This window comes from Paraburkholderia sejongensis (assembly GCF_020880815.1).
In the GTDB taxonomy this organism is placed as follows: Bacteria; Pseudomonadota; Gammaproteobacteria; order Burkholderiales; family Burkholderiaceae; genus Paraburkholderia; species Paraburkholderia sejongensis.
The window spans coordinates 225,346-238,177 of record NZ_JAJITD010000001.1; the positions used below are offsets into that span (position 1 = coordinate 225,346).

General features: G+C 70.0%; 7 protein-coding genes. 5 read left to right on the top strand and 2 right to left on the bottom strand.

Translation table 11 applies throughout. The annotated features are described in order from the left end of the window. Positions 1–124: 124 nt before the first annotated feature. From recC to recD, 3 genes are read left to right on the top strand one after another with little or no spacing between them, the layout of a single operon-like run. Complete coding sequence (gene recC, locus LJ656_RS00880; RefSeq protein WP_230507379.1) at positions 125–3,577, top strand: exodeoxyribonuclease V subunit gamma; 3,453 nt, start codon at positions 125–127, stop codon at positions 3,575–3,577. Next, entirely contained in the window at positions 3,574–7,299 is a 3,726-nt protein-coding gene (recB, locus tag LJ656_RS00885; protein WP_230507381.1) for an exodeoxyribonuclease V subunit beta, read from the top strand. The genes recC and recB overlap by 4 nt, the downstream gene beginning before the upstream one ends. After that, on the top strand, positions 7,296–9,278 hold the full coding sequence (gene recD, locus LJ656_RS00890; RefSeq protein ID WP_230507383.1) for an exodeoxyribonuclease V subunit alpha: 1,983 nt from the start codon (positions 7,296–7,298) through the stop codon (positions 9,276–9,278). The genes recB and recD overlap by 4 nt, the downstream gene beginning before the upstream one ends. Before the next feature lie 4 nt (positions 9,279–9,282). Here the strand turns inward: recD and LJ656_RS00895 are convergent, their stop codons facing one another. Then, the gene (locus LJ656_RS00895) at positions 9,283–9,924 is read right to left on the bottom strand and encodes a VC0807 family protein (RefSeq protein WP_230507384.1); all 642 of its coding nucleotides are present in this window, start codon (positions 9,922–9,924) and stop codon (positions 9,283–9,285) included. A 196-nt stretch (positions 9,925–10,120) separates the two neighbouring features. Here LJ656_RS00895 and arfB point away from each other — a divergent pair, with 196 nt between their 5' ends. Continuing rightward, positions 10,121–10,525: an alternative ribosome rescue aminoacyl-tRNA hydrolase ArfB gene (arfB, locus tag LJ656_RS00900; protein WP_230507385.1), complete on the top strand. Its 405-nt coding sequence runs from the start codon at positions 10,121–10,123 to the stop codon at positions 10,523–10,525. 46 nt (positions 10,526–10,571) lie between these two features. Here the strand turns inward: arfB and LJ656_RS00905 are convergent, their stop codons facing one another. Beyond that, entirely contained in the window at positions 10,572–11,891 is a 1,320-nt protein-coding gene (locus tag LJ656_RS00905) for an EAL domain-containing protein (RefSeq protein ID WP_230507387.1), read from the bottom strand. A 645-nt stretch (positions 11,892–12,536) separates the two neighbouring features. Here LJ656_RS00905 and LJ656_RS00910 point away from each other — a divergent pair. Further along, positions 12,537–12,827 (top strand): putative quinol monooxygenase, encoded by a 291-nt coding sequence (locus LJ656_RS00910; protein WP_230507388.1) that lies wholly within the window; start codon positions 12,537–12,539, stop codon positions 12,825–12,827. The last annotated feature ends 5 nt before the right edge of the window (positions 12,828–12,832 follow it).

The following is a 12,832-nucleotide window of genomic DNA, read 5'->3' on the forward strand; positions in this document are numbered from 1 at the left end:
GACCCTTCTGACCTTGGACGGCGGCCCGCGTTATGCGCCGGCGAGGCGGTTTGTTATGCTGTCGCTTCAATTTTGGCGACCGCTTGCGAGCGTCGCGAGGCCTGCCACCGGCTCATCCGAATCCATGCTGCAACTCTTCTACTCGAACCGCTACGAAACGCTGGTCGGCGCGCTGCTCGACGACCTCGGAGAGGCGCCGTCCGACCCGTGGACCGCGCGGCCGGTGATCGTGCCGAGCGCGGCCGTGCGGCGGCGGCTCGAACTCGATATCGCCGCGCGCCAGGGCATCTGCGCGAATATCGACTTCGGTTATCTCGCGCAATGGCTGTGGGCGCGGATCGGCGGCGTGATCGACGTGCCGAAGCATTCGCCGTTCGCGCCGGACCGCCTCGTGTGGCGCTGCTACCGGCTGCTCGCCGACGCCGACGAAACGCTGCCGTGGAATGCGTCACCGCGTCTGCGCACCTATCTCGACGCGGCCGATCCGTCGATGCGCTACGAACTCGCGCGGCGCGTCGCGACCGTGCTCGATCACTATCTGACCTATCGCCCGGAATGGCTGCTGCAGTGGCACAAGGGCGGATCGATCTTCGCGAGCGGCACGCCCGACGACAGCGGCCCGCGTTTGACCGGCGCGAGCGAGTCGGCGCGCGAGGACGAACGCTGGCAGGCCGCGTTGTGGCGCGCGGTGCTGGCCGAACTCGCGCAAAGCGCGCAAGAGGCGAACGGCGCCGCGCGCGGGTCCGTCAATGCATTGCCCCCCGCGTATCGCTTCCTCGATGAAATCGGCACGCTGGACCTCGACGCGATTTCGAAAGCGCAGTGGCCCGAGGCGGTCAGCGTGTTCGCGCTGCCGACCATGCCGCCGCTGCATATCGCGCTGCTGCGCGCGCTGTCGCGCTGGATCGACGTGCGGCTGTACGTGATGAATCCGTGCCGCGAGTTCTGGTTCGACGTGGTCAGCGAAGGACGGGTGCAGGCGCTCGACGCGGCTGGCAAGCTCGACTATCAGGAGGTCGGCCATCCGCTGCTGGCCGAATGGGGCCGCCAGACCCAGGCGCAGTTGCATATGCTGCACGAGCTGACCGAGAGCGCGGCGTCGGCGGAGACCGGCGAGTACAGCGAGAACCCGCAACCGAGCTGGCTCGCCGCGGTGCAGAACGGCATCCTCGATTTGCGCGCGGAAAGCGACGCCGAAGAACTGCCGGTCGAACGCGGGATCGAGGTGCACGTGTGTCACAGCCTGTCGCGCCAGCTCGAAGTGCTGCACGACCGCCTGCTCGGCTGGTTCGACGAATTCGACGATCTGCAGCCGTCCGACGTGCTGGTCGCGGTATCGGATCTGGCCGCGGCCGGCCCGCTGATCGACGCGGTTTTCGGCACCACGCCGGCCGGCGACACGCGGCGCATTCCGTACCGGATCACCGGCTTGCCGCCGTCGCAGGCGAACCCGGTCGCGCGTCTGCTGCTCGACTGGCTCGCGCTGCCCGAGCGCAGCGTCGGCGCGCCGGACCTGATCGAATGGCTGCGCGTCGATGCGATCGCGGTGCGCTACGGGATCGATGCGAACGCTTTGGAGGCCGCGCAGGAATGGCTCGCGGCGGCCGGCGCGCGGCGCGGGTTCGCGCCGCTCGAACCGGTCGGCGAGCACGTGTCGGTCGCGCGCCATACGTTCGCCGATGCGCTGACGCGGCTCTATCTCGGCTACGCGATGCCGGCTGGCGGCGAACCGGTCGACGCGTGGCTGCCGGTCGAAGGCGCGGACGGCTCCGGCGCCGAACTGCTCGGCCGGCTGTCGCGTTTCGTCGAGGATGTGGAGAGCTTCGCCGCGAACTGCGCGCTCGAACGCACGCCGGCCGAGTGGTCGCAACTGCTGCTCGAAACGCTCGGCCAATGCTTCGATGGCGGCGTCGAGTTCGCCGATTCGCTGGCGGCCGTGCGCGATGCGCTCGACGCGATGAACGCCGCGATGCAGGCGGGCGCGCAGCAGGTGCCGTTGCCGGCGTCGGTGGTGCGCAGCGCGCTCAGCGAAGCGCTCGACGACCCCGCGCGCGGCGGCGTGCCGTGGGGCAGCGTGACGTTCTCGTCGCTGACCAGCCTGCGCGGCTTGCCGTTCCGGGTCGTGTGTCTGGTCGGCATGGACGACGGCGTGCTGCCGTCGCTCGCGCGCGCCGACGAGTTCGATCTGATGGCCGCGTTCGGCAAGGCCGGCGACCGCCAGCGCCGCGACGACGAGCGCAATCTGTTTCTCGATCTGCTGCTGGCCGCGCGCGAGCGGCTGTTTATTTCGTACACCGGCCGCAGCATTCGCGACAACGCGCCCCTGCCGCCGGCCGCGCTGGTCGATGAACTGCTCGATCACCTCGCGCAGGTGTCGGCGGGCGAACACGCGAGTCCGGCGCAGGTCGAGCACGCGCGGCGCGCGTTCCTGATCGAGCATCCGTTGCAGGCGTTCGCATCGGACTATTTCGCCGCGCAGCCCGATCTGTTCACTTACGACGCCGACCGCGCCGAACTGGCCACACTGCTTGCCGAACCGCAGCATGCGGCCGCCGCGCCGTTCTTCGACCGGCCGTTGCCGCCGGAAGACACGCGGGAAATCGAGTTCGACGACTTCGTGCGCTTCTGGCGTCATCCGGCGCGCGCGCTGCTGCGCGATCGCCTCGGCATCGCGCTCGCCGATGCGCAGGGCGAGCTGCTCGATACCGAGCCGTTCGATCTCGACTACGCGGGCCGCGATGCGCTCGCCGACAGGTTGCTGCCGGTGCTGCTCGATACCGCTACCGACGACGACACGATGTTCGGCCGCGTGCAGCGCGTCGCCGCCGCGAGCCCCGAGCTGCCGGGCGGCGCGACCGGCGCGGTGTGGCGTTCGCGCGAACTGAACGCGTTGCGGCAACTAGCGCTCGCGGTGCGCCGCGAGGTGGCGTCGGGCGTGGAGCGGCTGCCGTTCGCGCTGGAGATCAAACCTCGCTGGCCGTCGCTCGACCAGTCGTTAGGCGATAACGCCGCGCACGGCCAACGCCCGGTCCAGCTGTTCGGCGCGTACGACGCGCAACTGCGCGAGGCCGCCGAGGCCACCGCTGCCTCTGCTGCCACCTCCGCACCGCTGCAACTGCGCGGCACCCTGAATCTGCTGACTGGAACCGGACAGGTGATTTTCCGTTACGCCAAGGCCACCGCGCGCGACTACCTGTCCGCGTGGCTCGCGCATCTGGTCTATTGCGCGGCGCAGCCGGACGGCCCGCGCCGCACGGTCTGGCACGGCAGCGGCGAAAGCTTCGAGCTTGCGCCGGTTGCCGCGCCGCTCGAACAACTCGCGCCGCTCGTCGCGCTATACCGCGCCGGCCGCCGGCTGCCGCTGCGCTTTTTCCCGAAGAGCGCGTGGACCAGGGTCAGCGAGAGCGAGTCGGCCGCCCAGGGCGTGTGGATCAACGACCGGGTGCGCGGCGAATCCGACGATGCCGCCTTGCGCATCGCGCTGCGCGGCACGCCGCTCACGCTCGACGAACCGTTCGGCAGCCTCGCCGCGCTGGTCTACAAGCCGTTGCTGCAACACCTGCGGAGCGTGTCATGAGCGACGCGCTGCGCCATCGGACGTTGGTCGCCGACGAACTCGACGTATTCGCCTGCGCGCTCGACGGCGTGAACCAGATCGAAGCGTCGGCGGGCACCGGCAAGACGTGGAACATCTGCGCGCTGTACGTGCGCCTGCTGCTCGAAAAGAACCTGAACGCGGATCAGATTCTTGTCGTCACGTTCACGAAGGCCGCGACCGCCGAGCTGCACGAACGGATTCGCGGCCGGCTCGCGGAACTGCATCGCGCGATCGAGATGGACGACGACGGCGGCGATCCGTTCGTGCGCCGTCTGTTCGAAACGACGCTCGCGCCGGAGAACGGCATCGAGCGCGACGCCGCGTTGAAGGTCGTGCGCCGCGCGCTGCGCACCTTCGATCAGGCCGCGATTCACACGATCCACGCGTTCTGCCAGCGCGCGTTGCAGGAGGCGCCGTTCGCCGCCGCGATGCCGTTCGCGTTCGAGATGGAAGCCGACGACGCCGCGCTGCGCTTCGAGCTGGCCGCCGATTTCTGGCGCGAGCAGGTCGAGCCGGTCGCGCATGCGCATCCGGCGTTCGCCGCGTGGCTGGTCGCCAAACGCGCGGGTCCCGCATCGCTCGACGAGCAGCTCGCGCGACGCCTGAAAAAGCCGCTCGCGCAGCTGCGCTGGGGCAGCGTCGCCGCCGACGGCGCGGGCGCCGATGCGCAGGCCGGCTTCGACGCCGCGTGCGAACTGTGGCAGGCCGAGCGCGACGCGATCGTCGCGCTGCTCAGCGACGCGCAGGAGCGTCTGAGCAAGACCAGCCACAAGCCCGAGCACGTCGGCGCGGCGATCGCCGCATGGAACGACTACTTCGCGCAGGGCGACTGCCACGCGGCGCCGCCGCGCGCCGCGCTGAAGCTGACCGTGTCGGCGTTGAAGAAGGCAACCAAGGTCAAGTTCGAGCCGCCCGCGCATCCGTTCTTCGAGCACGCGGAAGCGCTCGCGGCGGCCGTGGTCGCGGCCGAAGCCGCGCAGCGCGCGCGCTGGCTCGCGCTGGTGCAGACGTGGCTCGACTACGCGCCGGCCGAACTGGTCGCGCGCAAACGCACGCGCCGGGTGGTGTCGTTCGACGATCTGCTGGCGAACCTGTATCGCGCGCTGGCCGCGCATCCGTGGCTCGCCCAGGCGCTGCGCAGCCGCTACCCGGCCGCGCTGATCGACGAGTTCCAGGACACCGACCCGTTGCAGTTCGCGATCTTCAGCCGGATCTTCGCGCCGGCCGGGCCGCTGTTTCTGGTCGGCGATCCGAAGCAGGCGATCTACAGCTTCCGCGCGGCCGATCTGCACACCTATCTGGCGGCGCGCGAATCGGCCTCCGCGTGCTACACGCTCGCGGTCAACCAGCGCTCGACCGCGCCGATCGTCGATGCGTGCAACCGGGTCTTCGAAGCGAATCCGCGCGCGTTCGTGCTCGACGGGCTCGACTATCAGCCGGTGCGCGCGGGCGAGCGGCGCCGCGCGCCGTTGGTCGATGCCGATGCTGCCGCGCACGAGCGCGATTTCCGTGTCTGGACCTTGCCGCAAGGCGACGCCGCGCTGAGCAAACGCGACGCGCAGCGCGCCGCAAGCGAGGCGTGCGCGGCCGAGATCGTGCGGCTGCTGCGCGGCGCGCGCGGCGGCACGGTCACGCTCGGCGAACGGCCGCTCGCCCCCGGCGATATCGCGGTGCTGGTGCAGACCCACAAGCAGGGCAGCCTCGTCAAACGGGTGCTGGCAGCGTGGGGTGTCGGCAGCGTGGAACTCGCGCAGGCGTCGGTGTTCGCGACGCTCGACGCCGAGCAGATCGAACGCGTGCTCGCGGCGATCGATACCCCCGGCGATCTGCGCCGGCTGCGCGCCGCGCTCGCGACCGACTGGCTCGGCCTCGACGCGGCCGCGCTATGGCGTCTGACCCAGGTCGCGGACGCACCGGACGCGCCGGCCGCGCCCGGCGACGCGACGCCAGCGGCCGACGCGATGGGCTGGGTCGAACGTTTTTCGCGCTACCGGATGCTGTGGCACGAGCGCGGCTTCGCGGTGATGTGGCGCACGCTGATGCGCGAGTTGCGGGTCGCGCAGCGGCTCGTCGCCGGCGTGGATGGCGAGCGCCGTCTGACCAACGTGAACCATCTCGCCGAACTGGTGCAGGCGCGCGCGGCGACCCAGCCGGGCATCGCGCCGACCTTGCGCTGGCTCGCCGCGCAGCGCGAGCAGGGCGGCGGCGAAGACGCGCAGTTGCGGCTCGAGTCGGACCGCAACCTGGTGCAGATCGTCACCGTGCACAAGTCGAAAGGCCTCGAATACGCGGTGGTGTTTTGCCCGTTCCTGAACGACGGCGGCTTGCGCGAACCGCCGTCGTCGGGCTTGCCCGATGCGCGCGAATATCACGACGACAGCGGCGACGCGGTGCTGCATTACGGCTGCGACGACGAAGAGGCCGAGCGGGCCTCGCGTTACGCGGTGCGCGAGCAGGCGGCCGAGCGCGCGCGGCTCGTCTACGTGGCGCTCACGCGCGCGGTGTATCGCTGCTATCTGGTCGCGGGCACCTATCTGTCGGCGCGCTCGACCAAAGAGTCGCGCCGCAGCGTGCTGAACTGGCTGGTCGGCGGCGCGGGGCACACGTTCGACGCGTGGCTCGCCGAGCCGCCCGACGAAGCGGCGCTCGCCGCCAGCTGGCAGGCGCTCGGCGGTGGTTCGATCAGCTTGCAGCCGCTGCCCGAAGTGACGCGCCGCATTCCGCTCGAAACGCTGCAGGATGAGAGCGCGCAGCTGCTCGCGCGCGCGAACCGGCGGCCGCTGCGCGATCAGTGGCGGATGGCGAGCTTCAGCGGCCTGATCGCGGCGGGCGGCAGGAGCGGCGACGCGCAGGCAGCGGCGCCGCACGAAGAGGTGCGTCCCGATCACGATGAAATCGTCGACGCGCTGGAGGCGGCGCCGCTGCTCGCGCCGCTGCCGGCGAGCCCCGCGCCGACCTACGCGGACGACGACATCCTCGGCTTCCCGCGCGGCGCGGCGGCCGGCGAGTGTCTGCACCGGATGTTCGAACTCGCGGATTTCAGCGATCCCGACACGTGGCGCGACGCGATCATCGGCGCACTGCGCGAGCGACCCGCGCCGGCCGAACCCGAACTCGCCGCGCGTTTGCCCGCGATGATGCAGCGCCTGCTCGCGGATGTCGTCTCGACCGAGCTGGTGCCGGGGATGACGCTCGCGCAGCTCGATCCGCGCCGCCGGCTGAACGAACTGGAGTTTCTGTTCGCGGCGCCGTCGCTCGATTTTCCGGCGCTGCGCGAGTTGCTCGGCGAATACGGTTACCCCGATGTCGCGCTGGAGCCGGGCGTGCTGCGCGGCTTCGTCAAAGGATTTATCGACATGATCGTCGAGCATGACGGCCGCTTCTGGATCGTCGACTGGAAATCGAATCATCTCGGCGACAGCGCCGCCGATTACTCGGCCCCGCCGCTCGAAGCGGCGATGGCGAGCCACGCGTACCACTTGCAGGCGCTGCTCTATACGGTCGCGCTGCATCGCTATCTGAAGACGCGGGTGCGCGACTATGCGTACGACACGCATATCGGCGGTTACCTGTATCTGTTCGTGCGCGGCGTGCGGCCCGACTGGCGCGATGCCGACGGCGCGGCCGGCGTGCACGTGCGGCGCGCGCCGTTCGAACTGGTGGCGCTGCTCGACGCGGCGATGATCGGAGGCGGCGCATGAGCATGCTCGAACAGGAGGTTCCGGCGCCGCTTGGGCTCGAAGATATCGGCGTCAATCTGCCCGCGCCGGCCGACTTCAGCATTGCGCTCGCCGAGGGTTTCGCGCGACGCATCGGGATGCTCGCGCGGCGCGGCGGCGCGTCGACCGAGGTCGTGAAGTGGGCCGCGCGCGCCGCGTTCGCGGCGAGCCGCGCGACCGCCGAGGGGCACGTGTGCGTGCCGCTCACGACGCTCGCGCGCCGCTTCGATGCGTCGAGCGCCGAGGTGCGCGCGGCGCTATCGGCGAGCGGGATGGCGAGCGTGCTGAGCCACGACGACGCGCAACCGGCAGCCGCGTTGCGGCCGCTCGTGATCGATGCGCAGGGGCGGCTCTATCTCGCGCGTTACTACGACTACGAGCGGCGTCTGGCGCGCGCGCTGGTCGCGCATGCGGCGGCCGACGAGCAGGGCGCGGCGCTCGATGGCGATCCCGCCGCGTTGCGCGAACGTCTGTTGCGCTATTTCGGGGTGCCAAAGGACGACGAGATCGACTGGCAACGCGTCGCGGCCGTGATGGCGCTGTCGGGGCGGCTGACGATCGTCAGCGGCGGTCCCGGCACCGGCAAGACCACCACCGTGGTCGGCGTGCTCGCGTGCCTGCTCGATGCGCGCGCCGATCTGCGCATCGCGCTCGCCGCGCCGACCGGCAAGGCCGCGCAACGGATGCAGGAAGCGCTGCTCGCGCGCGCCGGCGACTTGCCGCCGGCGCTTGCCGCGCGCCTGCCGCAGACTTCGTACACGCTGCATCGGCTGCTCGGCTCGGGGCCGGGCGGGCGCTTCCGGCATCATCGCGACAATCCGTTGCCGTACGACGTGGTGGTGATCGATGAGGCATCGATGATCGACGTCGCGATGGCCACCCATCTGCTCGATGCAATCGCGCCGCACACGCGGCTCGTGATGCTCGGCGACAAGGATCAGCTCGCGGCGGTCGAGGCCGGCGCGGTGTTCGCCGAACTGAGCGCCCGGCCGGCGCTGACGCCGAGTGGCTTGCGGCGGGTTGCGCAGGCGCTCGATCTCGACGAGGCGCGGCTCGCGAACGCGTTGCCGCGCGCAGCGGATGAATACAACGATGCGCCGCCGGACGACCTGTTCGCGGCGCCCGCAGCGTCGGGCGCCAGTCCGCTCGCCGATTGCGTGGTTTGGCTCGAGCGCAACTACCGCTTCGGACTCGAATCGCCGATCGGCCGGCTGTCGCTGGCGATCCGCCACGGCTCGCCGGGCGACGCGCTTGGCGTGCTGCAAATCGATCCGCTCGAAGCGTGCGCGGCGGCGTTGCACGAGGACGCGCACACGACGCTGAGCGAGCGCACGATCGCGCGACTCGCGGCCGGTTTCGCGCCGTACGCCGATGCATTGGCCGCGGCGCTCGCCGGCGACGCGCCCGATCCGCTGCCGCTGTTCGATGCGCTGAACCGGTTCCGCATTCTGTGCGCGACGCGGCTCGGCGCGCGCGGCGTCGATCAGGTGAATGCGGCGATGGCCGCCCAGGTGCGCCGCGCGGCCGGCGTCACGCTCCCGGTCGGCGCGCAATGGTTCGCCGGCCGGCCGGTGATGGTCACGCGCAACGACTACGCGCTCGGGCTGTTCAACGGCGATATCGGCATTGCGCTGCCGGGCGCGGGCGGCGCGCTGCGGGTCTATTTCCGCAGCGGCGACGGCGGCGTGCGGGCGGTGTCGCCGGCCGCGCTGCCGCCGCACGATACCGCGTTCGCGCTGACGGTCCACAAGTCGCAGGGTTCGGAGTTCGAGCACGCGGTGCTGGTGTTGCCGGCGGCGTTCAGCCGGGTGTTGTCGCGCGAGCTCGTGTACACGGCGATCACGCGCGCGCGCGAACGGGTCGAAGTGATCGGCGCGCGCGCGGTGTTCGTGCAGGCGGTGGCGACGCCGACCCAGCGGGATTCGGGGCTGGCCGCGCGGATCGCGGATGCGCGGGTGTGAAAGGTCAGCCGGCGACCCCGCTCGCGGGCGCGCTGTCCTGCAGCCGGCTGCGCATCGTCTTGCGGTACCACAGCGTCCACAACGCGAGGCCGCCATAGATGCCGTATCCGATGAACGGCGACACCACGAGAAAGCGCTCGACTGGCCACGTCAGCGCCATCCATGCGCGCAGCGCGGTTTCGGCGGTCAGTCCGCTGCCCCACACCAGCGTCATCACGCGCATCGCCGATGCGAGGCCGGGGCGCTCGCGCCACAGCGCGTCGAAGTGAGCGGCGCCACCGGCCATTTCGCGCGCGACGCTCGCGCGGGCGAGATAGAAGATCAGCGGCCGGCGCATCGGCAGCGACAGCAGGAACACCACGCCGATCGCGCCGGAGATCAGCGACTCGCGCAACAGCAGCATGCGCGCACTGCCGCCGAGCGCCATCGCCGCGACCGACAGCACGATGCCCGCGAGCACCATCACACTGAGCGCGTCGACCCGGCGAAAGCGCGCGAGTTCGATTGCGCTCCACACGAGCGGGGGCACCGCCGACGCGATCAACGCGCCGGTCTCGCCGACGTACGGCCGCGCGAGCCGGTACGCGAGCCACGGCAGCAGGAAGTTGACGGCCAGTTCGAGCACCAGACCCGGGCGGATTTTCATACGGTTTTGCGCGGTAAGCGGAGGAGGCAGTATCGATGAAGCGGCCGCGCCGACGCAAATTTTTTCACGGTCGGCGCGGTGACGAAGGACCTGCACTGGCGGCCCGCATCGCTCTTATCTTGCGCATCTCACGTTCGTCGCGTTGGCCGTCCCGCGCACCGCTTGTACACTGACGCTTCCACATCTGACCCACGCTATGACCTCCCGCTACCCGATCCCGCCGAACGAAATCGAATTGACCGCCGTGCGCGCGCAGGGGGCGGGCGGCCAGAACGTCAACAAGGTATCGAGCGCGATCCATTTGCGTTTCGACGTGCGGGCGTCGTCGCTGCCCGAGGTGTTGAAGATGCGCCTGCTCGCGCTGTCCGACCATCGACTGACCCGCGACGGCGTCGTCATCATCAAGGCGCAGGAGCACCGGACTCAGGAGATGAACCGCGCGGCGGCGCTCGCGCGGCTCGACGAGCTGATCGAAAGCGTCAGCGTGACGCGCAAGACGCGTGTCGCGACCCGGCCGACGCGTGCGTCGAATCTGCGGCGGCTCGACGGCAAGGCGAAGCGCAGCGAGGTCAAGTCGGGGCGCGGCCGGGTTCACGAGTAGTCCGGCCGGGCTCCCAGCGATCACTGCCGCTGCTCAAGGGCGCGGACTACCGCTTGCCGCGCCGGCCGGTACGAACCTCCGCGAGCGGCGTGGCCGCCGGCACGAAATCGACGCACAGCACGTGCGTACCGTCGCTCTCGAACGCGATGGCCGCGGTGTAGCAGTCCTGACCGTCGGCGAGCGAATAATGCGGACCCATCATCGCGACCCGTCCCGGCGCGGCGAGCGCGTGCCGGAAATACGCGCGCCGCGACCAGTTGCTGCGGGTCTCCGCATAGAGCGGCGCGAGCCGCCGCGGCGGGGGCGGCACCGACGCGGCCGTCACCGACGGCAGCGTCTGCTCGCCCTGGCCGTCGGTGAGAAACACGCGGCGCGCCTCGGGCAGATGCCAGATGCACTGCGCGGCCTGTTCGAGATTGCCGGTGCTCCGGTAGACGTCGACGGCGGCCAGCACCGCCTCGGCGAAGCCCTCGAAGCCGAGCCGCTGATGGCTCGCATGGGCGCGCTCGTAGTCGGCGAACTTGCTCCAGATCGACGCGATCAGCTCCGGCACCCTGGTGCAGGCCGCCTGCACCGAACTCTTCGGCAGACCGAACCAGAAACCCTGCACGAAGTCGACGTCGGCCTGCATCAGGATCATCAGCTCCTCGTCGGTTTCGACGCCCTCGGCCAGCACCAGCGTGCCTGACTGGTGCAGCATCGCGATCAGGTGGCTGATCATCGATTCGTCGCCCTCGCGCTTGCCGGCGCGCGCGACCAGCGAGCGGTCGAGCTTGACGATATCGGGACGGAACCGCCACACGCGGTCGAAATTGGAAAAGCCGGTGCCGAAATCGTCGATCGCGATCAGGAAGTCGCGCGGCTGCGACGCGGCGAGCATGCTGGCGACCGCGGATTCGTCGTCGGCCGGTTGCTCGAGCACCTCGATCACGATGCGCTCCTGCGGCAGGCCGAAATGCGCGGACAGTTCATCGATGAACGCGCGCTGCGGCCAGCCCGTCTCGAACACCTGCGGGCGCGTGTTCAGGAACAGCCAGCCGGTGCTGATGCCTTGCTCCATGAAGTTCGCGACATGCAGACAGCGCGCGATGCGGTCGAGCTCGCGCGCCTCGGCGGCCGAGCGCGTACCGGAAAACAGCACTTCCGGCGAAACCGGCAGGCCGACCGGATCGAACGCGCGCAACAGTCCCTCATAGCCGACCACGCACTGATGGGTGACCGACAGCACCGGCTGAAACACGCTATGCAAGGTCAGCGCGCGCCACGTCGCGGTCCAGCCGGACTCGCCGCGAACCAGATGCGGGAGCAGGCCGCTCAGACTCAATTCGCTGACGGATGGCATAGAAACGGGCATGAGAGCGGACATGGGATCGTTGCGGCAAGCGGGTGAGAGGGCGCGCAAACCCATTCGGCGCGCAATGGCGGCTCGCCTGAAGCGTCGACGGGGCAACGCGGATACGGCCCGGGAACGCGAAGGACGATGCCAGTCATGCTGGATTCCGGCGAATTGGTCAAAATCAGTCTAGCAGTTTGGCGCGCGCAACAATGTGCGGGGTATCACAAACACCCACGCCCGAAATTGCCCGCAAACCGGCCACCCGTGGCCCTCCGGCAATGCTTTGCGAATCCCTCGCCGAGCCGTTCGGACCCGGGCCCGGCGCGAGATCGATTCTCAATCGCAATCGTTGCCTACACGCCGAGGGTAACAAAGCGGGAAGTGCCCGCCCGCCAAATTCCAGGCGCGGATGATGCGTCCGCGGGCGGCCCGCGATAGCGGCTTGCGGGCGGCTTGCGATGGCGGCTTGCGATAGCGGCTTGCATAAGCGCGCGACGCCGCGCCGGCGCGGTTCCGGCTGGCCGGGCCGGCGCGGGTTGAGGCAGCCCCCTGCGGGTCTTGGCGCGCTGTCGGACGAAGACGGGATTGTTGCGCAGCCGTGCTGGCAACGGGCGTGTCGGCAGGTTCGCCGCGGCACGGTTATGCTGCTGCTTTTCTTGAAAAGGAGATGAGGTAATGGCGGAAATCGCGGTGGTCGCAATTTCGGTGGCGAAGCCGGGCCATGAGGAGCAACTGCGCGCGGCCCTCGAAGGGATCGTCGGGCCGACGCGCGCTGAAGAGGGCGTGCTGCAGTACGACTTGCACCGCGACCTGCAGGAGCCGCGCCGGTTCGTGTTCGTCGAGCGCTGGACGAGTCAGGAGGCGCTGGCCGCGCATGCGCAATCGGCGCATATCCAGGCGTATCGCGCAGCGGTCGTGGACTGGGTCGAGCACGCGGAAATTCGCGTCGTGTCGAAGATCGCGTGATGGGC

Bases quoted from the DNA above. Each gene is read 5' to 3' on its own strand.
- arfB (WP_230507385.1), top strand. From the start codon at position 10,121: ATGACCTCCCGCTACCCGATCCCGCCGAACGAAATCGAATTGACCGCC.
- LJ656_RS00895 (WP_230507384.1), bottom strand. From the start codon at position 9,924: ATGAAAATCCGCCCGGGTCTGGTGCTCGAACTGGCCGTCAACTTCCTG.
- LJ656_RS00905 (WP_230507387.1), bottom strand. From the start codon at position 11,891: ATGTCCGCTCTCATGCCCGTTTCTATGCCATCCGTCAGCGAATTGAGT.
- recB (WP_230507381.1), top strand. From the start codon at position 3,574: ATGAGCGACGCGCTGCGCCATCGGACGTTGGTCGCCGACGAACTCGAC.
- LJ656_RS00910 (WP_230507388.1), top strand. From the start codon at position 12,537: ATGGCGGAAATCGCGGTGGTCGCAATTTCGGTGGCGAAGCCGGGCCAT.
- recD (WP_230507383.1), top strand. From the start codon at position 7,296: ATGAGCATGCTCGAACAGGAGGTTCCGGCGCCGCTTGGGCTCGAAGAT.
- recC (WP_230507379.1), top strand. From the start codon at position 125: ATGCTGCAACTCTTCTACTCGAACCGCTACGAAACGCTGGTCGGCGCG.